The sequence below is a fragment of the Nonomuraea sp. NPDC003707 genome (genome assembly GCF_053587055.1).
This window is the reverse complement of record NZ_JBSFNK010000006.1, coordinates 171,774-193,012: the sequence shown is the minus strand read 5'-3', so window position 1 is coordinate 193,012 and position 21,239 is coordinate 171,774. Positions and strand designations below refer to the sequence as shown.

At 70.5% G+C, this 21,239-nt stretch carries 21 protein-coding genes; 9 read left to right on the top strand and 12 right to left on the bottom strand.

Features of this window, described 5'->3' with window-relative positions:
• Nucleotide 1: 1 nt before the first annotated feature.
• Nucleotides 2-487 (bottom strand): Lrp/AsnC family transcriptional regulator, encoded by a 486-nt coding sequence (locus ACWDRB_RS17785; protein WP_449895012.1) that lies wholly within the window; start codon nucleotides 485-487, stop codon nucleotides 2-4.
• A 91-nt stretch (nucleotides 488-578) separates the two neighbouring features.
• On the opposite strand from ACWDRB_RS17785, the gene ACWDRB_RS17780 reads away from it, so the two are divergent.
• Complete coding sequence (locus tag ACWDRB_RS17780; protein ID WP_449895009.1) at nucleotides 579-2,924, top strand: GH1 family beta-glucosidase; 2,346 nt, start codon at nucleotides 579-581, stop codon at nucleotides 2,922-2,924.
• Nucleotides 2,925-2,945: 21 nt separating this feature from the next.
• On the opposite strand, the gene ACWDRB_RS17775 is transcribed toward ACWDRB_RS17780, so the two are convergent.
• On the bottom strand, nucleotides 2,946-4,118 hold the full coding sequence (locus ACWDRB_RS17775; protein WP_449895007.1) for a hypothetical protein: 1,173 nt from the start codon (nucleotides 4,116-4,118) through the stop codon (nucleotides 2,946-2,948).
• A gap of 77 nt (nucleotides 4,119-4,195) precedes the next feature.
• On the opposite strand from ACWDRB_RS17775, the gene ACWDRB_RS17770 reads away from it, so the two are divergent.
• Entirely contained in the window at nucleotides 4,196-5,146 is a 951-nt protein-coding gene (locus tag ACWDRB_RS17770; RefSeq protein WP_449895005.1) for an isopenicillin N synthase family dioxygenase, read from the top strand.
• 19 nt (nucleotides 5,147-5,165) lie between these two features.
• Here the strand turns inward: ACWDRB_RS17770 and ACWDRB_RS17765 are convergent, their stop codons facing one another.
• The 5 genes from ACWDRB_RS17765 to ACWDRB_RS17745 form a co-directional block, all read right to left on the bottom strand.
• A complete protein-coding gene (locus ACWDRB_RS17765; RefSeq protein ID WP_449895003.1) occupies nucleotides 5,166-6,551 on the bottom strand; it encodes a glycoside hydrolase family 16 protein in 1,386 nt (461 codons plus the stop codon).
• A gap of 111 nt (nucleotides 6,552-6,662) precedes the next feature.
• Nucleotides 6,663-7,508, bottom strand: a complete 846-nt coding sequence (locus ACWDRB_RS17760) for a hypothetical protein (protein ID WP_449895001.1) — start codon at nucleotides 7,506-7,508, stop codon at nucleotides 6,663-6,665.
• Complete coding sequence (locus tag ACWDRB_RS17755; protein WP_449894998.1) at nucleotides 7,505-8,356, bottom strand: hypothetical protein; 852 nt, start codon at nucleotides 8,354-8,356, stop codon at nucleotides 7,505-7,507. Before ACWDRB_RS17755 ends, ACWDRB_RS17760 begins: the two co-directional genes overlap by 4 nt.
• A gap of 586 nt (nucleotides 8,357-8,942) precedes the next feature.
• Nucleotides 8,943-9,665 (bottom strand): DUF5941 domain-containing protein, encoded by a 723-nt coding sequence (locus ACWDRB_RS17750; protein ID WP_449894996.1) that lies wholly within the window; start codon nucleotides 9,663-9,665, stop codon nucleotides 8,943-8,945.
• Entirely contained in the window at nucleotides 9,662-11,173 is a 1,512-nt protein-coding gene (locus tag ACWDRB_RS17745; RefSeq protein WP_449894993.1) for a CDP-alcohol phosphatidyltransferase family protein, read from the bottom strand. The genes ACWDRB_RS17750 and ACWDRB_RS17745 overlap by 4 nt, the downstream gene beginning before the upstream one ends.
• 140 nt (nucleotides 11,174-11,313) lie before the next feature.
• Here ACWDRB_RS17745 and recO point away from each other — a divergent pair, with 140 nt between their 5' ends.
• The 4 genes from recO (at nucleotide 11,314) to ACWDRB_RS17725 (ending at nucleotide 15,359) form a co-directional block, all read left to right on the top strand.
• Nucleotides 11,314-12,048: a DNA repair protein RecO gene (recO, locus tag ACWDRB_RS17740; protein ID WP_449894991.1), complete on the top strand. Its 735-nt coding sequence runs from the start codon at nucleotides 11,314-11,316 to the stop codon at nucleotides 12,046-12,048.
• Entirely contained in the window at nucleotides 12,045-12,818 is a 774-nt protein-coding gene (locus tag ACWDRB_RS17735) for an isoprenyl transferase (RefSeq protein WP_449894988.1), read from the top strand. Before recO ends, ACWDRB_RS17735 begins: the two co-directional genes overlap by 4 nt.
• A 111-nt stretch (nucleotides 12,819-12,929) precedes the next feature.
• Nucleotides 12,930-14,555 (top strand): ABC transporter permease, encoded by a 1,626-nt coding sequence (locus tag ACWDRB_RS17730; protein ID WP_449894986.1) that lies wholly within the window; start codon nucleotides 12,930-12,932, stop codon nucleotides 14,553-14,555.
• Between the two features lie 42 nt (nucleotides 14,556-14,597).
• Nucleotides 14,598-15,359: a phosphotransferase family protein gene (locus ACWDRB_RS17725; RefSeq protein WP_449894984.1), complete on the top strand. Its 762-nt coding sequence runs from the start codon at nucleotides 14,598-14,600 to the stop codon at nucleotides 15,357-15,359.
• Nucleotides 15,360-15,546: 187 nt separating this feature from the next.
• On the opposite strand, the gene ACWDRB_RS17720 is transcribed toward ACWDRB_RS17725, so the two are convergent.
• Nucleotides 15,547-15,969, bottom strand: coding sequence for a winged helix-turn-helix transcriptional regulator (locus ACWDRB_RS17720; protein ID WP_449894982.1), 423 nt, complete (start codon nucleotides 15,967-15,969; stop codon nucleotides 15,547-15,549).
• Between the two features lie 65 nt (nucleotides 15,970-16,034).
• Here ACWDRB_RS17720 and ACWDRB_RS17715 point away from each other — a divergent pair, with 65 nt between their 5' ends.
• On the top strand, nucleotides 16,035-16,427 hold the full coding sequence (locus ACWDRB_RS17715; protein ID WP_449894979.1) for a YybH family protein: 393 nt from the start codon (nucleotides 16,035-16,037) through the stop codon (nucleotides 16,425-16,427).
• A gap of 395 nt (nucleotides 16,428-16,822) precedes the next feature.
• Nucleotides 16,823-17,857, top strand: coding sequence for a WXG100 family type VII secretion target (locus ACWDRB_RS17710; protein ID WP_449894977.1), 1,035 nt, complete (start codon nucleotides 16,823-16,825; stop codon nucleotides 17,855-17,857).
• 81 nt (nucleotides 17,858-17,938) lie between these two features.
• On the opposite strand, the gene ACWDRB_RS17705 is transcribed toward ACWDRB_RS17710, so the two are convergent.
• Nucleotides 17,939-18,265, bottom strand: coding sequence for a hypothetical protein (locus tag ACWDRB_RS17705; protein ID WP_449894975.1), 327 nt, complete (start codon nucleotides 18,263-18,265; stop codon nucleotides 17,939-17,941).
• A gap of 153 nt (nucleotides 18,266-18,418) precedes the next feature.
• Entirely contained in the window at nucleotides 18,419-18,946 is a 528-nt protein-coding gene (locus ACWDRB_RS17700; RefSeq protein WP_364240559.1) for a CGNR zinc finger domain-containing protein, read from the bottom strand.
• Between the two features lie 92 nt (nucleotides 18,947-19,038).
• Between ACWDRB_RS17700 and ACWDRB_RS17695 the strand changes: the two genes are divergently transcribed.
• On the top strand, nucleotides 19,039-19,968 hold the full coding sequence (locus ACWDRB_RS17695) for a DMT family transporter (RefSeq protein WP_350725057.1): 930 nt from the start codon (nucleotides 19,039-19,041) through the stop codon (nucleotides 19,966-19,968).
• 6 nt (nucleotides 19,969-19,974) lie between these two features.
• Here ACWDRB_RS17695 and ACWDRB_RS17690 read toward each other — a convergent pair whose 3' ends face one another.
• Both ACWDRB_RS17690 and ACWDRB_RS17685 read right to left on the bottom strand, forming a co-directional pair.
• The gene (locus ACWDRB_RS17690) at nucleotides 19,975-20,352 is read right to left on the bottom strand and encodes a Fur family transcriptional regulator (RefSeq protein ID WP_350725059.1); all 378 of its coding nucleotides are present in this window, start codon (nucleotides 20,350-20,352) and stop codon (nucleotides 19,975-19,977) included.
• Nucleotides 20,349-21,221 carry a metal ABC transporter permease gene (locus ACWDRB_RS17685; protein ID WP_350725343.1) on the bottom strand — a complete coding sequence of 291 codons (873 nt, stop codon included), beginning with the start codon at nucleotides 21,219-21,221 and terminating at the stop codon, nucleotides 20,349-20,351. Before ACWDRB_RS17685 ends, ACWDRB_RS17690 begins: the two co-directional genes overlap by 4 nt.
• Nucleotides 21,222-21,239 lie beyond the last annotated feature (18 nt).

Here is a 21,239-nt window from a genome sequence, read left to right as displayed (position 1 = left end):
TTCAGAGCTGGGTGGGCGATCCGTTGCGCGGCTCCGGAACGGAGGTGCCGGGAGGTGCGTCCACGAGCCGCGAGAGCACGATGGAGCTCTTGGTCCGCACCACGAACGACTGCGCCGCGATGCGCTCGATCACCCGCTCCACGTGGCGCACGTCCGTGGCCCTGATGTGCAGCAGCGCGTCCGCCTCGCCCGTGATCGTGGCCGCCCCCACCACCTCGGGGAACTTCGCCACGGCCAGCGCGATGTCCGACGGCTTGGTCTTGCCCTGGCAGAACAGCTCCACGTACGCCTCGGTCGTCCAGCCGAGCGCCTGCGGCGCCACCCTCGCGCTGAACCCGGTGATCGCCCCCGTCTCGCGCAGCCGGTCCACCCGGCGCTTGACCGCCGACGCGCTCAGCCCCACCTGGTGTCCGATGTCCGCGAAGGTCGCGCGGGCGTCCTCGACGAGCGCCGCGATGATGTCACGATCGAGCCGATCCAGTTCCACGCGCTCTGTATACCGCCTGGCCAGGCTGGCGCGCGACGAGCGGCACGCGGGAGACTAAGCGGGCAAACAGTCATCGGAGGGTTCCGCCAAAATGAGCACCGCAAGCTTCCCCGAGGGTTTCGTGTGGGGAGTCTCTACCTCGGCCTTTCAAATCGAGGGCGCCACGTCCGCCGGCGGCCGGGGGCCGTCCATCTGGGACGTCTTTTCCGCGGACCGCGCCGAGGCCTGCGACCATTACCACCGTTATCCCGAAGACGTGCGGTTGATGAAAGACCTGGGAATGGCCGCCTACCGGTTCTCGGTGAGCTGGCCACGGGTTTTCCCCGACGCCTCGGGCAAGGTGAACGAGGCCGGCCTCGACTTTTACGACCGGCTGCTCGACGAGCTTCTCGCGGCCGGCATCACGCCTTATGCGACCCTTTATCACTGGGATCTGCCGCAGGCGGTGGAGGAGCTCGGCGGCTGGCCGTCCCGCGACACCGCCCGCCGTTTCGCGGATTACGCCGCCGCCGTGCACGGCCGGCTCGGTGACCGGGTCGACACCTGGTTCACGCTGAACGAGCCCTGGGTGGCGGCCTTCCTGGGATACGGCGACGGGAGCCACGCGCCGGGCCGGAAATCGGCCGCCGAGGCGTTCAGGAGCGCCCACCACATGATGCTCGCGCACGGGCTGGCCGCGCAGGCCCTGCGGTCCGGCGGGGCGGCCCGGGTCGGGACGGTGCTCAACATCTCGCCCGTCCTGACCCCCGCCCAGGTCAGCGACTTCGGCAGGCAGCTGTCGGAGGAGGACGCCGAGGCCGTGGCCAGGATCGACGCCCTGGCCAACCGGCAGTTCCTGGAGCCGATGCTGCGCGGCTCGTACCCCGCCGAGATCCTGCCCATCATCGAGCGCAACGGCGGCCTCGACCACATTCGCGACGGCGACCTCGACATCATCGCCCAGCCCCTCGACCTGCTCGGCATCAATTACTACTCGCCTTCCGTGGTGCAGGCCCAGCCCAGCGAGCCCGCCGCCTCGGCCTATCCGGGAAGCGAGGGCGTGCTGTTCTGCACAATTCCGACGGCGGTCACCGCGATGGGCTGGCCGATCGTGCCCAATTGCCTTTCGCTGGTGCTGCGGCGCCTTTCCGCGGACTATCCGGAGCTCGACCTGATGGTCACCGAGAACGGCGCCGACTTCGTCGACGTGGTGACCGGCGACGGCATTCACGACGTCGAACGCATCAGTTTCGTCGAGGAGCATCTGCGGGCCCTGCTGTCGGCCGTCGAGGACGGCGCCCGCGTTCGCGGATATCTCGTCTGGACCCTGCTCGACAACTTCGAATGGACCGAGGGCTACCAGCGGAAGTTCGGCCTCGTGCACGTCGATTTCGCCACCCAGAAACGGCGGCCGAAGGACAGCGCGCTGTGGTACCGCGACGTCATCCGGCGCAACGGCCTCACCGAGACCCGGCCCAAGCGGCCCACCCTGGAGACCGTCGCCGCCCGCTCCGGCGTCTCCCGCGCCACCGTCTCGCGCGTGGTCAACGGCGAGGCGTCGGTGAGCCCCGAGGTCCGCACGGCGGTGATGCGGGCCGTCAAGGAGCTCGGCTACGTGCCCAACGCCGCCGCCCGCAGCCTGGTCACCCGGCGGACCAACGCCATCGCCCTCGTCCTGTCCGTCCCCAGGCAGGGGGACGCGCTGACGGCCGCCGTCGTGCAGTACGTCACCAGCATGCTGGAGGGCGCCGGCAAGCAGATCACGCTCATGCTGGCCGACACGGCCGAGAGCCACCGGCGCATCGTCCAGCAGGCGGAGGCCCGGTTGGTGGACGGCGTCGTGCTGCTGCCGCCCGACCGGGGAGACACGCTGGCCGAGCGGCTCTCGCGTACGGACGTGCCGATCGTGCTCCTCGGCAAGCCGGCCGTCGCCTCGCTGGTGCCGTACGTGGACGTGGACAACGTCGGCGGCGCGGCCGCCGCCACCGAGCACCTCCTCGCGAGCGGGCGCCGCCGCATCGGCATGATCTGCGGCCCGATGGACCTGGTCGCCATCCAGGACCGGCTGTCCGGGCACCGGGCGGCGCTGCAGCGGGCGGGCGCGCAGCCGTTACTGGCCCTCGCCGACCTCACCCGCGCCTCGGGCGCGGCGGCGGCCCGGCAGCTCCTCGGCGACGAGCCGGCGCTGGACGCCGTGTTCGCCGCCACCGACCAGCTCGCCGTCGGGGCGCTGCAGGCCGCGCGGGAGCTGGGCCGCCGGGTGCCCGAGGACCTGGCGATCGTGGGCTTCGACGACATCGACGCCGCCTCGGCCACCACGCCGGGGCTGACCACCGTGCGGGTTCCGCTGGCGGAGCAGGCGCTGGCGGTCGCGCGGCTGCTGCTGTCGCGGCTGGAGGGCCGCCACACCACCTCCGTCGTGCTGCCGACCCGGCTCGTGGTCAGGGAGTCGAGCTGAGCCCTCGTACCGGTACGGGAGTCAGGAGCGGGTGCGGCGGTGGAGGACGATGCGTTCGGCCCAGCTGGCCGCCTCCGGGTCCTTGAGGCCCTCCACCACGCCTCCCAGGTACGCCGTGGCCAGGCTGTCGAAGCCGCTGTCGAGCTGGCGCAGCCGACCGGCCCTGCGCCGGTCCACCGCCTGAAGGTATTGGGCGATGCTCTCGGCGTACCCGGCGTCCCGCTGGTAGGCGGCCTGGGCGGCGGCGCAGGCGCGGGCCTCGGCGTCACGCTTGGCCCGCAGCTCCCGTAACCGCTGGTCGTTGGGGTTGTGCATGCGCCGCCCCAGGTCGGCGGCGATCAGGGCGGTGGCGATCAGGAGGGCCAGGAGCAGGATCATGGTGGGCAGCCGGCTGACCCCCTCCGAGGTCGGCCCGATGTCCTGGCCGTCCACGACCAGCGGCTTGACCAGGGCGTCCCGGCGCAGGACGGCCACGGCGACGATGAGGCCGAGCCAGACGAGCGCCACCCCGGCCAGCAGCCACCGCCCCTTGGCCGGGCTGCCGTGCTCCTGCCACGACCGGAACGCGCGACCGTACATGTGCGGCGCCACCAGCATGATCAGAGCGGCGCCGGCGGCGAGCAGCGCGGTCATCGCCACGCTGTCGCCCCAGTTGAGGATGACCTGGTAGAGGATAGGCACCTCGACGATCAGCAGGAGCAGCAGGAGGAGCGCGGCGGGCAGCCAGCGGCGGACGACCGGCCAGCGGCTGCCCGAGATCGTGATGGAGCTGGGCCGCCCGTCGCCCGGCCGGCGGCTCGGCTGCTCCAGCTCGGTGACCTGGCGCTGGCTGTCGTCCAGCGCCTTGCGCGCCTCCCCGAACGCCCGCTGCGACTCGGCGAGACTGATCTTCTGCGACTCGAACTCGGCGCGGGCCCGCTGGATCTCCTGCTCGGTACGGTCCTCGATCTCGGCCAGCTCGGCCAGCCGCTCGTCCTCCAGCTCGTGGAAGCGCGGCACGCTGCCGGTCTGGAGTGTGAGCGTGTCGATCTGGCCGTCGGCCGCGTGCCCCCGGCCGAGCTCGCGCTCCTCGTGGCGGCGCCGCGCCCAGTCGGGCAGGTGGTAGAGGTCGCCGTCGTACGCCACGGCAGGCGTGATGCGGGTGACCTGGCCAGGCTCGACGTCGTCGTCCTGCTTCCGGCGAATGAAGCGCATCAGGCCTCCTACCGCGGGTCCTGCTTTCGATTGTGCGTCACTGGGTCCCGGGAGCGGGCGGATGTCAAAATGACGGTGTGAGCGAATTGCCGGTGATCGACGTCTCGCCCCTGCTCGCCACCGACCCCGACCTCACCGCCGACAAGCGTGCCGTGGCGGAGGCGATCGGCGAGGCGTGCCGGGACAGCGGCTTCTTCTACGTCTCCGGCCACGGCGTGCCGCCGGACCTCCCGCGCCGGCTCGACGCCGCGAGCAGGCGCTTCTTCGCCCTGCCCGAAGAGGTCAAGGCCGAGATCTCCATGGAACGGGGAGGCAAGGCCTGGCGCGGCTTCTTCCCGGTTGGCGGCGAGCTGACCTCAGGGCGGCCCGACCTGAAGGAGGGCATCTACTTCGGCGCCGAGGAGCCGCCGAGCTCGCTGCCGTTGCACGGCCCGAACCTGTTCCCCGCCCAGGTGCCCGAGCTCCGCGACGCCGTGCTCGACCATCTCGGCTCGATGACCGCGCTCGCCCAGGCCGTCATGTCGGGGATCGCCCTGAGCCTCGGCCTGGACGAGGACTACTTCCGTTCCGGCTACACCGCCCAGCCAACCGTGCTTTTCCGGATATTTCATTATCCGCCCGCCCCGCCGGACGACCCCGACACCTGGGGTGTCGGCGAGCACACCGACTACGGCCTGCTGACCCTCCTCCTCCAGGACGCCAACGGCGGCCTCCAGGTACGCACCCCGCGCGGCTGGATCGAGGCCCCGCCCCTGGAGAACACCTTCGTCTGCAACATCGGCGACATGCTCGACAAGCTCACCGGCGGCCACTACCGCTCGACCCCGCACCGGGTGCGCAACCGCAGCGGCAACGAGCGCCTGAGCTTCCCGTTCTTCTTCGACCCAGGCTGGGACAGCGAGGTACCGCCGCTGCCGTACGCCCCCGGCCATCGCTGGGACGGCCAGGTCGACTTCACCGGCACCTACGGCGAGTACCTGCTGTCCAAGGTCTCCAAGGTCTTCCCGCGCCTCTTCGAGACCCTCTGAGCCTCAGCTGGTCGAGCGCTCAGCTGGTCGAGAACGTGAACCAGTTGACGTTGACGAAGTCCGCGGGCTGACCGCTGCTGAAGGTCAGATACACGGTGTGTGTCCCGGTCACGCCCGAGATGTTGGCCGGCACCGTACGCCAGCTCTGCCACCCGCCCGTGTTGGCGAGGGCGAAGTCCCCGATGGGAGCGGCGGTGGGGCTGTCCAGCCGGACCTGCACCAGCCCGCTCACCCCGGCCGCAGCCCCGGACGCCACCCTGGCCCTGAACTGGCGGGCGGCCTCCGTCCCGAAGTTCACGCCGTCGAACCGGAGCCAGTCGCCGTTGGCGATCGCCCCGACGTTCTGGCCGCCGCCGGTGTCCGTGGTGGTCTCGACGATGGTGCCCGACTGCGCCTGGTACTGCTCGGCCTGGATCGTCGAACGGGCGTCCACGCCCCCGGGCGGGTTCGTCGGCGGGGTGCCGCTGCCGCTCTGCCACACCGCCACGTAGTCGACCAGCATCGGCCGCCCCGGCACGGTCGCCGCCGTGGGTGTCTGGCCGCCGAGCGCGTTGGGGAAGGCCCCGCCCATGGCCACGTTGAGCAGCAGGAAGTAGCCCGCGTGTCCCGTCATGTTGGACCAGGTCGCGGCGTCGAACTGCGACTGGCTCACGCTGTGGAACTGCTGCCCGTCCACGTACCACCGCAGCTGATTGGGGCTCACGCTGCGGTCCCACTCGAAGCGGTAGCTGTGGAAGGCCGCCTGGCACGTCGATCCGGGGCAGGCGCGGTTGGCGCCGAGGCCGGTCGTCTCCTGGCACGGCCCGCCCGGGTTGACGCCGCAGTGGAGCACGCCCCAGACGGCGTTGATGCCGTTGACGTTCTCCATGATGTCGAACTCGCCGATGCCCGGCCAGTTCCAGTAATTGCCCCGGTACGGCGCCCCGAGCGCCCAGAACGCCGGCCAGTAGCCCAGCGCGGCGTCGCCGGTCACGTTCGGCATCTGGATGCGTCCCTCGATGCGCAGGATCCGGCCGTCGGCGGGCTTGAAGTCGGCCCGCCTGGTCTCGATGCGCGCCGAGGTCCACTCGCCCGAGCCGCTGCGCTGCGGCGTGATGCGGAGGTTGCCGCCGCCGTCGAGGCTGAGGTTGGAGGTGCTGGACGTGTAGTTCTGGATCTCTCCGGTGCCCCAGTTGGCCGGGCCGCCGGGGTAGGCGTGCCCCGTGTCGACGATCCAGTTGGTAGACGAGGGCAGCGTGTTGGCGGCGCCGTCGAAGTCGTCCGACCAGACGAGCGACCAGCCGGACGGGGTGGGCGGGACGGCGGCCGAGGCGCTGACGGCCACGTTGACGAGCAGGCCGCTGAGCGCCGCGAGCGCCACGGCCACCGCCGCCAGTCGGCGCCGGTGCCGGAGGGCTGTTGTCATCGTTGCTCCATGGGGGGTGGGGGGCCTGGTGAGAGAGAGCGCTCTCTGGGCCGATGTCAACACAGTCTTTACCTGCTGTCAACGTTGCGTACCCGGAGGGAGCGCGCTCTCCTAGAGCAGATCCACCGTGCTCGCGCCGGACGCCTCGAAGGCCTCTCTCCAGAAGCCTTCGAGCAGCGGGAACCGGTCGGGGCTCGACGTCTTCTCCCGCAGGAAACCGTGCACGACCACCGAGTACCCGGTCAGGTCGGGCAGCAGCCGCGCGTCCCGCAGTTCCTTGATCTTCTGCTTGCGCGCGCCCTCGCTCAGGTCCAGCTTGTTGATGTTCAGGTCCCCCCGGTTGTTGATCAGGTCGCTGAACACGATGAGCCGGTGCGGCTTGTCCGGCTGCCGCTGCGCGCCGAGCTGCTTGTCCACGTACCGCAGGGCTCCCAGCACGTCGGAGCCCTCGCCCTCCGCCGGGCAGTCGAACAGCTTCACCGCCCTCGGCACCACCTCCGTGATCCGGTGCGCCCTGACGCGATCCTCGACCACGGGGTTGTCGTTGGGGTTCTCGGCCTGGGTGGCGGCGATGGAGACCGGGTCCTGGCGGCAGGTGCTGCTCTCCGAGCTGCCCGTGACGGCCGCGAACCCGATCCAGTCGCAGCCCTGGGCGAAGGCGGGCAGCTTGGAGGTGACGTCGTTCCTGGAGGTGGCGGGGTCGGCGTAGCTGGTCGAGTCCACGATCACGCCGCAGACCGCCTTGGCCTCCGTCCCGCACGCCGCGACGGTGCCGACCACCAACAGGATCACCCCCAGCACCGCCCCAACCTCACGCGCCCTCGCCACCGCCTCCGGCCTGCACGCCTCCGACGCCGCGACGGGGTCGGGCGCTCCTCGTGCCGCCACCGGCCTGCGCGCCGGGATGCGCCGTTCCCGAGCCCCGTCGTCGTCGCCGTCACGCTCCTCGGCCCTCACGTGCCCTCCTGCTCACTCCCTGAAGCGCGATCGTCCCCGGCGTCCCCCGCGTCGCGGTCCTCCGGGACGCCGGCATCGGTTGGCGGCGGAGGGGAGAGCTGGCGGCGCGCCCCTCCCGGCAGCTCGCGGGGCATCACCTCGGCGTGCCACACCTCGATGCGGTCCTCGACCTCCCGCAGGATCCGCGCGATCTCCTCCCGCCCGGAGACCGCCGTGGCGGTCTCACCCGTGGCGCCCATCGCGATGACCTCGCCCTTCCATAAGGACGGGATCTCCTCCCTGCGCGGATGGGCCCGCAGTACCCCGCCCTTGTACGCAGCGATGAGCTGCTCGGCCCTGGCGTGCACCGCCTCCACCTCGTGGTCGCGCTCGATCAGCGCGCTCTCCCACTCCTGGGTGAGGTGCTCGATGCGGGCCCTGGCCCGCTGCACGCCGACGTTCGCCTCCGCCACCACGGCCCGCCGCCGCGCCTCCGCCCGCCGCGCTCTCGCCTCCGCGATCGAGATGAACGCGTCCGGCTGCTGCTCGTCGACTTCGTCAGAGACGTGACCGTTGGCGAGGGCCGGCTCCGGGTGGGTGTCACTCCTGGCCAGCTCCTGCAAGATCACCTCGCGCGCCCCCAGCGCCCGCTCCAGGATCGCGGTACGGGTGGCCGCCAGCCGCCGATCGACCTCGGTGACCTGCTCACGGGCCAGGGCCCGGACCTCGGTGACGTAGGCGGGCTGGAACTCCGGATCGGTGAACTCGCCCAAAGGATGCTCCCGGGCGTCCCGCATCCCCCGCCGACGCGCTTCCTCCCGCTCGGCCGGCGGATCGCCCCGCTTGAACAGCCGCGACAAGAACGCCATCCGCGTCTCCAGGCTCCGGCCGGATCCGTGTCCTGCCCCCAGACTAAACGGCCACTTTCCGGAATGGCGGCAATGTCACTGTCCGCGCATCGCCTCATGGTCCGCGGCGAGCGTGGATAGGCGGCCAATCAGTAGATTCGGCATGACCTTCACACCCGATGAGCAGTGGATCTGGCTCGACGCCCCAGGGCTCGCCATTCAGTGCCCATTGCCAAGCTAGGCTGCCCGAATCAGGCGCTGAGGCCGAGATCCAATCCGTCGTGCTCGCCTCGGTGGCGCTCGCCCTGCCAAGCGGGACGTTGGCCCGATCGCGGAATGGGGCGGCATCTTACGGCAGGTCGTCGGGTTGCCGTTCAGCGGTGTTGCGTCCTGGCCGATGGGTGGCCGGAGGCGGGTTGGTCTGGGTGGGCGTCAGTCGGCCCACCGCCTCGTCGGTCAAGGGGGCGGGTTCGCGATGGTGCCGCGGGCGCGGGGGTTGCGCCGGAAGGCGCCTCCATAAGAACGCCTGAGCCCCGAGCGCGAAGCGCTCCCTCGGGAGGCCCTTTGTGCTCGGGGCGGGCGTCGGCAAGCCGGGCCGCGTGTGGGGTCAGCCCTTGTCGGCCTCGCCGGTGGCCTGTTCGAGCTGGTCCTCGGGGGAGGCCTCGAGGTCCTGCTCGGCGTCGGCGCCCGCCTGGGCGGAGGCCTTGTCGAGGCGGACCCAGCTCGTCACGCTCTCCACCGCGAACAGCACGAAGAGGTACGCCGTAAGCACCGCCAGCACCGGCGTCAGGATGCCGAGCGCGGCGCCCAGGCCGATGACCAGCAGGCGCAGCTCCCAGCCCAGCCCCGCGTGGAACACCCAGGCGGGCGGCCAGATGCTCTGCCGGGTCCGGTAGACGGTGTCGTACGTGTGGTAACCCACGACGTAGACGAGCACGAACAGCAGCCACTTGGGCGCGCCCGCGGCCAGGCCGATCGAGATCACGGCGAGGAACTCGGCGCCGCGCAGCAGCGGCGGGGTGAGCCAGTCGAAGCGGCCCAGGTGGTCGCGCGGCGCGGTCGGCAGCACGAGCAGCAGCGTGGTCGCGACGGGCAGCAGCAGGATCGGGCCGCCCTGGTCGAGCAGGCCGGTGACCAGGAAGGCCAGCACGGCCAGGAGGGCCACGAGCGTGGCGGGAACGGGCGGCAGGCCCTTGCCGAGCTTGCCGGCGAGGGCGTGGGTGAGCGGGCCGTCGTCACGGTAGGCGAGCAGGCGGGCGGTCTGGATGCGACGGCGTTCCTCGTCGGGGTCCGGCGTGGGGGTGGCCATGGCCTGCGGTTGGGTGATCATACGAGCGACCTCATGAGGCGTCCGGTGAGCGTGTAGGCGGCGGCGACGGAGCCCCAGATCACCAGGGTGAGGAAGGTGATCCGGGCGTCGAAGAGGGCGGCGGTGATCGCGATGGCCGCGAACCGCTCGCCGATGGGGAAGACGATCATCTTGCGGGCCCAGTGGACGGCGCGGAACTTGCCGGCCTTGGTCCACATCTTGAGCACGCCTCGCAGACCCTGGCTGCGCTCGACCTTGCGGCGCGTGAGGGCCTGACGCAGGTCGCGGTCGTCGGGCGCGTCCAGTGCCAGCGTGGGCAGCGGGGACGGGGCTTTGCGGCGGTTGGAGACGCCGAAGGAGAAGTCGAGCAGGTGGCGTACGGACTGCAGGCCGATCGCGGCCAGCGCCAGGATCCAGATGTCGTCACTGTTGCCCGAGACGACCCAGCCGACGGCGAGCCCGGCGAAGACCACGTACTCCTTGAACCGGTCGAACGTGGCGTCCAGCCAGGCCCCCAGCACGCCGAACTTACGCGCGTAGCGGGCGACCTGCCCGTCCACGCAGTCGAACACGAACGCGAAGTAGATCAGCACACCGCCCAGCACCATCCACGGCCGGTCGCCCGTGGCGAAGCAGGCTGCGGCGGCCACGCCGAGCGTGATCGAGATCAGCGTCACCTGGTTGGGCGTCAGCCCGCGCCGGGCCGCCCAGCGGGCGATGAAGCGGGAGTAGGTGGAGACGAAGTACGTGGTGAAGAAGCCGTCGGCGCCCTTGACCGCGTTGTTGAGCCTGGCCCGGTCCTCGTTCATGCCGGCCATCTCGGTGCCGGCCTCGTTGACCTCTTCCTGGGTCGTGACCCGGCGGTAGAACAGGTCGCGCCGGCCCCTGATGCCGACCGACACGCCGTTGCGCACCAGGCCGAACACGATCAGCTGCAGCAGGTCGTCGTCCTCGCCGAACGTGTCGGCCATCGCGGCCAGCTCGCGGCAGGTCTGCGCCAGCATGGGCGCGTTGCGCGCGTTCAGGTGCAGCGGGCCGAGCAGGATGGCGTTGGGCCTGGTCACGGCGTGGCGCGCGGTGCCCACCGAGACCACGCGCGACTTGCCGACGCGCGAGCGGATGGGCAGCCCTTCGAGGCGGCCGAGGCCGATCTCGGGTTCTGCCTCGTCGATCGGGACGATGTCCTCCTGCGGCTCCTCCTCTGTCACCTCCGGCCGGGGCTCTTTGGCGATGAGCGCCAGCGCGCCGCGCTTGGCCTTGGTGATCTGGTAGATCAGCTCGTCGTGGATGACAGAGTTTTCCGGGATGATGAAGAGGTTCTCCGTCGCGGTCTCCGCGACGTCGGCCAGCGCGCGCAGGGCGGCGGCCACGTCGCCTGACTCGATCGTGGCGAGCCGCGGATCCAGGGAAGTGAGCTGGCTGCGCAGGCGCTCGGCCACGGTGGGCGTGCCGGGCAGCGCGGCCAGCCTCAGGCCGGTCGGAGAGGTGTCGGGGCCGGGCGAGGCGCCCAGCAGGACCACGCGGGTCATGACTCCCTTTCGAGGCGGTAGCGGGGGGTTGAACAACGGGTAATCCGGGGACAGACGTCAAAGTCTAGTGAGGGTGACGTAAAGTCGCGTCACCAGAGCATGCCCGTAACGTCGCTTCGGTGCGGCCGTAAGATGTCCGAGTGAGTCTCTACCGTGACGAAGGCGTAGTTCTACGCACACAGAAGCTCGGTGAGGCCGACCGCATCGTCACCATCCTGGCGAAGCGCACCGGCAAGATCAGGGCCGTGGCGAGGGGTGTGCGCCGCACGAAGTCCCGCTTCGGCGCCAGGCTGGAGCCGTTCACGCATGTCGACCTGCAGCTCCACGTCGGCCGTACGCTCGACGTCGTCACGCAGGCCGAGACGATCAGACCCTACGGCGAGGCGCTGGCGGCCGACTATCCCCGCTACACCGCGGGCAGCGCGATGCTGGAGACCGCCGACCGGCTGACGCACGGGGAGAAGGAGCCGGCGCTGCGGCAGTTCCTGCTGCTGGTGGGCGGGCTGCGCACGCTGGCCGAACGCGTCCACGAGGCCCGGCTGGTCCTGGACGCGTACTTCCTGCGCTCGCTGGCCGTGGCCGGCTACGCCCCCGCGCTCGAGGCGTGCGCCAAGTGCCAGGCACCGGCGATCAGGGCGTTCGCCATCGTCGCGGGGGGCGTGGTGTGCGGGGCGTGCCGCCCGGCCGGCTCGGCCGTGCCCGCCGGGGAGACGATCGGGCTCATGACGGCGCTGCTGCGTGGCGACTGGGCCACCGCCGACGCCTCGGAGTCGCGCCACCGGAGTGAGTGCAGCGGGCTCGTTGCCGCATATCTGCAATGGCACCTCGAACACGGAATACGCTCTCTCCGACACGTCGAAAGGGAGCCTGTGTGAACGTACGACCTCCGACCCCGCATCCGTCGGGCGCGACGCCCCCGCCGATCCCGCGCGACCTGGTGCCCAAGCACGTCGCGATCATCATGGACGGCAACGGCCGCTGGGCCAAGTCTCGTGGCCTGCCCCGCATCGAGGGGCACAAAGCGGGGGAGTCCTCGCTGTTCGACGTCATCGAGGGAGCGCTCGAGCTGGGCATCCCCTATCTGAGCGCGTTCGCGTTCTCCACGGAGAACTGGCGGCGCTCGCCCGACGAGGTCCGCTTCCTCATGGGGTTCAACCGCGACGTGATCCGGCGGCGGCGCGACGAGCTCAACGCCATGGGTGTGCGCGTCCGGTGGGCGGGCAAGCCGGGGCGGCTGTGGAAGAGCGTCATCTCGGAGTTGCAGGCGGCCGAGGAGATGACGGTCGGCAACAGCAAGCTGACGTTGCAGTTCTGCGTCAACTACGGCGGGCAGGCCGAGATCGTCGAGGCGGCGGTCAGGCTGGCCGAGGACATCGCGGCCGGGCGGGTCAAGCCGTCCAAGGTCAACGAGAAGGTGTTCGCGCGTTACCTGGACGAGCCGGAGATCCCCGCGGTGGATCTGTTCGTGCGGTCGTCGGGGGAGCAGCGCTTCTCGAACTTCCTGCTGTGGCAGTCGGCCTACGCCGAGATGGTCTTCCTCGACCGGCTGTGGCCCGACTTCGACCGCAGGGATCTGTGGGAGGCCTGCGAGGTCTACGCCAAGCGCGACAGGCGCTACGGCGGAGCGCTCCCCAACCCGGTCTGACCGGCCCCAACCTCTGGATCGGGGCCCAGGGCTGGCTGTCGCCTATACGCGGGTATAGCCTGCTGTTCGTCGGAACAGTTGGCTGTACTCGTGAGTAGGAGCTGATGCCGAATGGCTGACGCACGACAAGGCCGGGCCGGCGCCCTGGCAGGCACCGGCCACCTCGTCCGCCTGGCGCTGCGCCGCGAGCGGGGCATCGCGCCCTGGTGGATCCTCCTGATCGTGGCCCTGGCCCTGGCGCTGGTGTCCTACGTCAACCGGGCCATGGGCACGTACGAGCTGAAACTCACCTATGTCGACCTCGCCTCCAGGAACGTCTTCCTGCGCGCGCTCGGCGGCGGCCTCATCGAGCCGCGGCTGGAGGTGATCGCGACGTGGCGCAGCGGCGGGTTCCTGTACGTGGCGAGCGCGCTCGCGGCCCTCATGTCGGTCGTCCGCCACACGCGCAGGGAGGAGGACGAGGGGAGGGCCGAGCTGGTCCGCTCCGGAATGGTGAGCCGCCACGCGCCGCTGACCGCCGCCCTGCTGGTCGCCGGCGGGATCAGCCTGGCCGGCGGGGTGCTGACCGGGGCCGTGCTCGTCGGGCTCGGGTTCGAGCCCGTCGGGACCGTCGCCTACGGGGCCGCGATCACGGTCGCGGGCTGGGTGTTCGGCGCCGTCGCGGCGGTGGCCGCGCAGCTCGCGCGCAGCGCCCGCACGGCCACCGCGATCAGCCTGGCCGCGCTCGGCGCCGCCTACGTGATGCGTTACGCTGGTGACGCGACCGGACAGTACTGGCTGAAGGCGCTGTCGCCGATCGGCTGGAGCCATCTGGTGCGGGCGTACCAGGACGAGCGGTGGTGGCTGCTCGGGGTGTCGGTGCTGGTCAGCGTGGCCCTGTGCGGAGCCGCGTACCGGCTGCTCGGCCGCCGCGACCTCGGCGAGGGCCTGCTGCCCGAGCGCCTGGGCCGGGAGTCGGCGCCGGAGCTGCGCGGCCCGCTCAGCCTGGCCTGGCGGCTGCACCGCGCTCTGCTGGCCAAGTGGGCGGCCGGGGTCGCGTGCTTCGCCATGGCCGGCGCCGGGCTCAGCCCGCTCGCCCAGGACCTGCTCTCGCGGCCGAGCCTCGTGGTGCAGAGCATCATGAGCCTCCTCGGCGTGTCCGACACGGGCACCGCGCTGGGCGCGTACTCGTGGTACCTGATCCTCATCATCGCGTACGCCGTCGCGCTCTATCCGGTGCTCATGACGTTGCGGCTGCGTTCGGAGGAGACCTCGGGCCGCGCGGAGACCGTACAGTCCACCCCGATGACCCGCCTGCGCTGGGCGGCCGGCCACCTGGTCGTGACCGGGCTCGGCACGGCGGCGCTGATGGCCGTCGCCGGGCTCGTGTTCGGCACGCTGTACTCGCTGCTCGTCGGCGATCTCGCCCGCGACCTGCCCCGCTTCCTGGTGGGGGCGCTGAGCGCCGTGCCGGCGGCCTGGTGCGTGGGGGCGGTCTGCGTGCTCGCGTACGGGCTGGTGCCGAGGGCGAGCGTGGCCATCTCCTGGATCGTCTGGCTCCTGACCGCCGGGCTCGGCAAGATCGTCAGCCCCCTGTACGGGCTGTGGCAGGGGACCCCGCTGGAGCCGTTCCACTACATCCCCAACCCGATGCTCGGAACTTCCTTCGACGTCCGCCCCGCCCTCGCGCTGACGGCCCTCACGGCGCTGCTCCTCGGCGGCGCCCTCGCGGCTCTTCGCCGCCGCGACTTCGGGTGATTGGTCTAGCATGTCGTCCCATTCGACAAGATCGGAGGGCGGATGGGCGGCCATTCCATCGAGGTGCGGTCCGACGTGGTGATCAAGCGATACCGGTCGTCGGACTACGGTGAGCCCGAACGCGAATGGCGTGCCCTGGAGCTGCTGGGCGAACACGATCCCGGCCTGGCCCCGGCGCCGGTGACCGCCGAGCTGGAGGCCGACCCGCCGACCGTGGTGATGACCCGCCTGGACGGCACGACGGTGAGCGGGGAGATCGCGGGGAAACTCGTCGATGCCCTGGCCGAGGCCATCACCGGCGTCCAGCGCTCGATCCCGTCCCGGCTGCTCGACCGGGTGCCGGCGCGTGCCGGGCACCCGGTCTATCTCCTGCGGAAGGTACGCGACTGGGCGGCGGCGGCCACGCCCGAACCCGCGACCGCCGAAGCCCTCCGCGCGGCCACGGACTGGGTGTCCGGGCCGGGCCTGGAGGCGATGTTCGCGCAGCCGGGCACCCCGGTGTTCGGCACCGGCGACGGGAACCTGGCCAACTACCTCTGGGACGGCACCAGGGTCCGGGTCATCGACTTCGAGTACTCCGGGCGCAGCGACCGCGCGTTCGAGCTGGCCGAGGTCACCGAGCACATCTCGGTCTGGGAGAACGATCCGGCCGGGTTGACCGCCGTGCTCGACCGGTTCGAGCTGACCGCCGAGGAGGCTGCCAGGCTCACGGAGTGCCGGCGGCTGCTCGCGCTGTTCTGGCTGCTGCGCTGCCGCCGGGAGATCCGGCCCGCGCAGGCGGACCGGATGCTGGCCCTGCTGTAGGACTTCCCTTGATCAAAGGGTGCTGACCATGTCCGCCAGCCGGTCCGTCTGGCCCGGATCGCCGCCGTAGCAGTCGAGGCATCAGCGCGCCTGGCCCAGTCGAGCAGGACCGCGGGGTCGCTGATGGGCACCCCGCCCCCCGAGCAAAGCCGCACCCACCCGCCCTCACCCGCTCACCCACCCGCGCTCAGTTGTGATCGCTCTCGGCCGTGGCGGCCAGACCCGACTGGACCTCCTGCCCATGGCGGCCTTCAACCTGGGCGCCCCAATCCCAGAGCGCCTGGAGGACGGGCCCGAGGCGGCGCCCGTGCGGGGTGAGCCGATAGTGCGTACGGGGCGGCCATCCGGACCTCCGGCGACGTTCGAGCACCCCGGCCTCGGCGAGCTGCGCCAGCCGATCGGACAGCACCTTGTCCGACAACTCGGGCAGCGCCTGCCGGAGCTCCGTGAACCCACGCTCACCCCGCAGCAACTCGCGGATCACGAGAGTCGTCCACCGCCCGCGCAGCGCCGCGAGCGTGATCTCCACCGGACACGACGGATCCGGCTCGGTGACCTCGGCCCGAGGATCATCGGGCAGACCGAGGTGGCCAACCGTTTGGTGAGTCACGAGGGCGCCTCCTAGCTTTTCCGCATCCACCCGATTTCTACCTGCCGGAAGGACGTGCAACTGCGATGCGCCAACTCGCCGAACGCCCCGAGGACGTGCCTGCCGTGTTCGCCGACCGCTTCAACACCGGCGACCCGGCGGCCGTGGCCGAGGTCTACGAGAGCGGAGCGGTCTTCGTACCCGAGCCCGGCTCCCCGCTGACGGGCCCGCAGGCCCAAGCCGCCAACGCCCGCTTCATGGCCCTGGGGCTGCCGATCACGGTCCGGCCGCGGCACGTCTACGCCGCGGGCGACACGGCCCTGCTGATCGTGGACTGGGCCATCGACGGTGTGGACCGGGACGGGCAGCAGGTCCACATCGAGGGCACCGCCACCGACGTCGCTCGCCGCGGAAGGGACGGGCGCTGGCGGTACGTCATCGACAACCCTTTCGGCGTGCGCTCGACAATCGATGGCTGAGGCTGATTTGCGTGGGTCGGCCGAAACGCCGACGGCTCGGTGATCAAAGACGCATTTGATTCGGCGGGATACGAAGGTTGCGGCCGGTCCTGGGCACTTCCCGGCCGGGCGGGCCCTTGCTGCTGATGGGTGAGCCGGGTACGGCTACAGCGTCCTCCACCAACTCCCGGGCGCGGCATGTGCAGAACGGCCTTCTATGGTCCCGGACAGCGTCTTGGCCGTGGTCGTGGGAGGAGAGCCTGAGGCGGCCGGTGCCGACGCCACGTCGGCCTGGAGTGATCGATCTTCACCAGCAGTTCATCGCATGGTTTCGGCTGGTTCTTATCGAATTGGCTAGGCTCCCGAGGACGCTATCCTCCGCAATCAATCAATCACACCGTGAGAAGGCGATTCGCGTGACTTTGAGAACGGATCAGCAAGAGGATGGAGCGGCTGCGGACAGTGTACCCAGGCCCAGTGACGATTGGCCTGGACTCGGCGACCTGGTCAGAGATGGCATTGACGTCGATCGCAGGGCGCTGCGGGAGACGGCCGAGCAGCTCGTGGTCGATCTCAACGATGTCGAAATCCCCGACTGGTGGGGCGGGAAGAGCTTCAATGCCGGAGATTGGGGCAGGGCCGACGATGTCTCGAGGATCTTCCGATCTTTCACGGATGACTTGTACTGCATTACCAGTGATGCAGTGGTCGAGTGCGTCGTGGCCGCGTGCGGCGTTGCCACCGCCGGCCAGAATTACAATATCGCCGAAGAGAACAGTTGGCTCAACAGACAGTCCTTCTGGAACAGATATCATGACTCCACCTCCACGGTGAGTCCTTATTCGGACACTCCGAGAAGCAGCTGGAGCAGTGTCGAAAAAGGCTATGCCGTCAGCGACCAATATCCGTCGGGATACATCGTCGTCGACTGGAACGGCATCGAGCTGCGTCATGACTACGACAGCCTTGACAAGGAACAGATCAGGGAGCTGTTGATGACCGGCGACGAGCAGTCGATGAGAAACTTTTCCAGTTCCATGACGGCGATTTCCGACGACCTGGGGACGATCGCCGGCAGGCTGCGGTTTCATGCGAATGACGTCAGCTACCATTGGGCCGGTGCTGCGGCGGAGAAGGCGCAGCAGGCGCTGAAGGCGATCCACGACACCGTCCGCCCGCTGGCCGAGATCTACAGCACCATCGGTTCGCTCGCCCGCACGTGCGCGGATGACATCGTGGCACCCGCCAAGGCACGCTTCGATCACGCGGTGGCCGACGAAAACTGGTTCACCGACATCTTTCAGAACGACGACGACGTGTCCGCTCGCAACTACCTGAAAAAAATCGACCAACAATTCTGCGACGAAGTGATTCCACGCTTCCCGCAGTCCGCCCAGCTCGGCCTTCCAGGCCTGATCCGCTCAGAGGACCGGCTCATATACTTCACGTAGCACGGCGGCCGCCCATTCGTTGGCTGACCCCGATGCCGTTCAGACAGCGATCTTGCTGGTGGCTTCAAGGCCGAAGCGTTCTCATGTTGTGGCACCGAGTAGCCGAAGGCCGTCGGCGGGGTGGCTGCGGTAGTGGTCGGTGGCGGCGGCAATGTTGGTCCAGCCGATCAGGCGGGCCGGTCCGATGGCCAGGTTGCGGAGGCCGGCCATGATCCGGGGTGCGGTGCCGGTACGGACTCGGCAGGCGTCCTCGCGGTAGGTGACGTCGCGGACGTGGTGCAGGGCCTCGACGCTCCAGTGGCCGCGGATCAGGGCGGCGAGCCGGGCGTGTGTGATTCGGCCTGGTGGGAGGCTGGTGACGGCGTAGATCGTGACGATGGTGGCGTGCTCCAGGTGCCCCTCAGCCACCCAGCCACGTCATGCCCGCAGGCGCCCATCAGCCGAGAACGCTTCGGCCCTGCCTGCCGTGCCCTTCGGGACATCGAGCCTCGGTGGGGTGGTCGGGGTCGCGTCCGAGGGGCGCGGGGGCCGGCAGGTCCCCGTCTGGGGGCTGTCCTGGGGTTAGGCGCGGCGGCGGGCGCGGTAGGCGGCCACGTGCATGCGGTTGCCGCACGTGCGGCTGTCGCAGTAGACGCGGGACCGGTTGCGGGACTCGTCGACGAAGACGCGGTCGCAGTCCGGGGCCGAGCAGGTGCGCAGGCGTTCGACCTCGCCCTCCACCAGCAGGTGGGCCAGGGCGACGCCGCAATCGGCCGCCACGTGCTCCGCCAGGGTGGAGTCCGCGGCGAAATAGTGCATGTGCAGCGGGTGGCCGTCGTGCTCGGTCAGCCGGGGGGTGATGCGCGTCTCGGCGAGCAGGACGTTCAGGGTGCGGACCGCCGTGGGCTGGTCCGGGGAGATGAAGACGCGGTAGAACACCTCTCGTACCATCCGCACCTGGCCCAGGTCGCGGGGCGTCAGCTTGGTGACGCCGCTGATCTGGCGGGACTCCACGAACGCCTGCAATTCGGCCAGGCCCGCCAGGCCCTCGTCGCCCCCGGTGGAGGGCGAGGTGTTGACCAGCTCGACAACGGTGGCCAAAGAATGCACCATGTCATGGCCAAACGGCATGTTGACTCCTGTCCGCGCCGGGTTCTAGCGTGGTCGCACTGTATCTCCTGCATGGCCGTACGGGGGTTTCTATGAGTGCACATCGCCGTATCGTGCTGATCGCGATCGTCGGTGCGCTGATCATCTCCACCTCCGCCCCCTTGGTTCGGCTCTCAGGTGTATCGCCTGCCACGTCCGCGTTGTTCCGTTGCGCGTACGCCGTGCCGCCCATGATCGTGCTGGCCTGGCTGGAGCGGCGCAGGCTGGGGCCGCTGCCGTGGAAAGGGGTGGTGCTGGCCTGGCTGGCGGGCGTGGTGTTCGCGCTCGACCTGCTGTTCTGGCATCACGCGATCGACTACGTGGGCGCGGGGCTGGCCACCGTGCTGGGGAACCTGCAGGTGTTCCTGGTGGCGTTCGCGGCCTGGGCGCTGTTCGGGGAGCGGCCGTCGTCCCGGTTGATGGTCGCGACGCCGATCGTGTTCGCGGGGGTGGTGCTCATCTCCGGGGTGTTCGACAGCGCCGCCTACGGGCGCGACCCGATCATGGGGGTGCTGGCCGGGGTCGCCACGTCCATCTCGTACGCGGCGTTCCTGCTGCTCATGAAGGCCGGGCCGGCGCGGGCCGTGGGGCCGCTGGCACACGCCACGGTGGTCGCCACCGTGGCCATCGCCCTGCTGAGCCCGCTCTTCGGGGGTGCCGACCTCATGCCGAGCTGGCCGGCGCACGGGTGGCTGCTGCTGCTCGCGCTGGGGCCGCAGGTGCTGGGGTGGTCGCTGATCACGTTCTCGCTGCCGCGCCAGCCGGCCGCGCTCACCGCGTTGCTGCTGCTCGTCCAGCCCATGACGACCGTCGCGCTGTCCGCGGTGGTGCTGGGCGAGCGGCCGTCGGCGCTGCAGCTCGCCGGGTGCGCGGTGATCGTCCTCGGAGTCCTGTACGGCTCCCGCACCCGCACCCGCTCGCCGCAGCCCGGCGAGACACGCCGGAAAGAGCCGCGCGAGCAGCAGGTGCCGAAGGCCGGCTGACGCCGGTCAGCCCTTGGAGCAGGCGGCGCAGGTGCCGAAGACCTCGACCGTGTGGGTGATCTCGGTGAAGCCGTGCTCGCCGCCCACCGCCTCGGCCCACCGCTCGACCGCGGGACCGGCCACCTCCACCGTGTGGCCGCAGCGGCGGCAGACCAGGTGGTGGTGATGGACGTCGCTGGCGCACGCCCGGTAGACGGACTCGCCCTCGTCCGTACGCAGCACGTCGACCTGCCCGCCGTCGGCCAGCGCCTGCAGGGCGCGGTAGACGGTGGTCAGGCCGATCTTCGCCCCGTGCAGGCGCATCTCGGCATAGACGTCCTGCGCGCTACGGAACCCCTCGCTCCTGCGGAGGGTGTCGTGCACGGCGTCGCGTCTCGTCGTCATGCGACCTCCTCCACGCGCATCTTCGGTCGCTCGCTCACTGTCGACTCCTGGGTACGGCCTCGGCGTACGAATTTACCGACACCGAGGGCCAGGACGAAGCCGGCGAGAGCAAGAAGCACGATCGCCGCGCCGGGAGGCACCTTGGCCGAGTAGGTGGAGGCGAGCAGGCCGCCCACCGAGGCGAGCACCCCGAACAGCATGGCCAGCCCCATCGTCGTGCGGAAACCCCGGGTGAGCTGCTGGCTGGTGGCCACCGGGATCACCATCAGCGCGCTGACCAGCAGCAGGCCCACCACGCGCATCGCGATCACGACGGTGAGCGCGGCGGTGACCGCGATGAGCAGGCTGAGGAAGCGGACCGGCAGGCCGCTCGCCCTGGCCATCTCCTCGTCCTGGCAGAGCACGAACAGCTCCCTGCCGAAGACCACGACCACGCCGATCACGGCCACGGCCAGCGCGGCGATGACCCAGATGTCCTGGACCGTGACGCTGGCGATGGCGCCGAACAGGTAGGAGTTCAGCTTGGCGTTGCTGCCGCCCGGCGCGATGCCCATGAGCATGACGCCGCCCGCGATCCCGCCGTAGAACAGCAGTGCCAGCGCCACGTCGCCGCTGGTCCGCCCGCGCGCCCTGACCAGCTCGATGGCCACCGCCCCGACGACGGAGACGATCACGGCGGTGAGCACGGGCGTGGTGCCGGTCAGGAAGCCGAGGGCGACGCCGGTCAGCGCCACGTGGCCGATGCCGTCACCCAGCAGCGCCAGCCTGCGCTGCACGATGAACGTCCCCACGGCGGGCGCGCACAGGCCCACCAGCAGCGCGGCCACCAGGGCGAGCTGGAAGAGCTGCTCCTGGAGCAGATCCATGATCATCGCGGTTCCCTCCGT

Excerpts from the sequence above, each read along its gene's own strand:
- ACWDRB_RS17780 (WP_449895009.1), top strand. The coding sequence starts at position 579 with ATGAGCACCGCAAGCTTCCCCGAGGGTTTCGTGTGGGGAGTCTCTACC.
- ACWDRB_RS17775 (WP_449895007.1), bottom strand. The coding sequence starts at position 4,118 with ATGCGCTTCATTCGCCGGAAGCAGGACGACGACGTCGAGCCTGGCCAG.
- ACWDRB_RS17765 (WP_449895003.1), bottom strand. The coding sequence starts at position 6,551 with ATGACAACAGCCCTCCGGCACCGGCGCCGACTGGCGGCGGTGGCCGTG.
- ACWDRB_RS17755 (WP_449894998.1), bottom strand. The coding sequence starts at position 8,356 with ATGGCGTTCTTGTCGCGGCTGTTCAAGCGGGGCGATCCGCCGGCCGAG.
- ACWDRB_RS17750 (WP_449894996.1), bottom strand. The coding sequence starts at position 9,665 with ATGATCACCCAACCGCAGGCCATGGCCACCCCCACGCCGGACCCCGAC.
- ACWDRB_RS17745 (WP_449894993.1), bottom strand. The coding sequence starts at position 11,173 with ATGACCCGCGTGGTCCTGCTGGGCGCCTCGCCCGGCCCCGACACCTCT.
- ACWDRB_RS17730 (WP_449894986.1), top strand. The coding sequence starts at position 12,930 with ATGGCTGACGCACGACAAGGCCGGGCCGGCGCCCTGGCAGGCACCGGC.
- ACWDRB_RS17725 (WP_449894984.1), top strand. The coding sequence starts at position 14,598 with ATGGGCGGCCATTCCATCGAGGTGCGGTCCGACGTGGTGATCAAGCGA.
- ACWDRB_RS17715 (WP_449894979.1), top strand. The coding sequence starts at position 16,035 with ATGCGCCAACTCGCCGAACGCCCCGAGGACGTGCCTGCCGTGTTCGCC.
- ACWDRB_RS17695 (WP_350725057.1), top strand. The coding sequence starts at position 19,039 with ATGAGTGCACATCGCCGTATCGTGCTGATCGCGATCGTCGGTGCGCTG.
- ACWDRB_RS17690 (WP_350725059.1), bottom strand. The coding sequence starts at position 20,352 with ATGACGACGAGACGCGACGCCGTGCACGACACCCTCCGCAGGAGCGAG.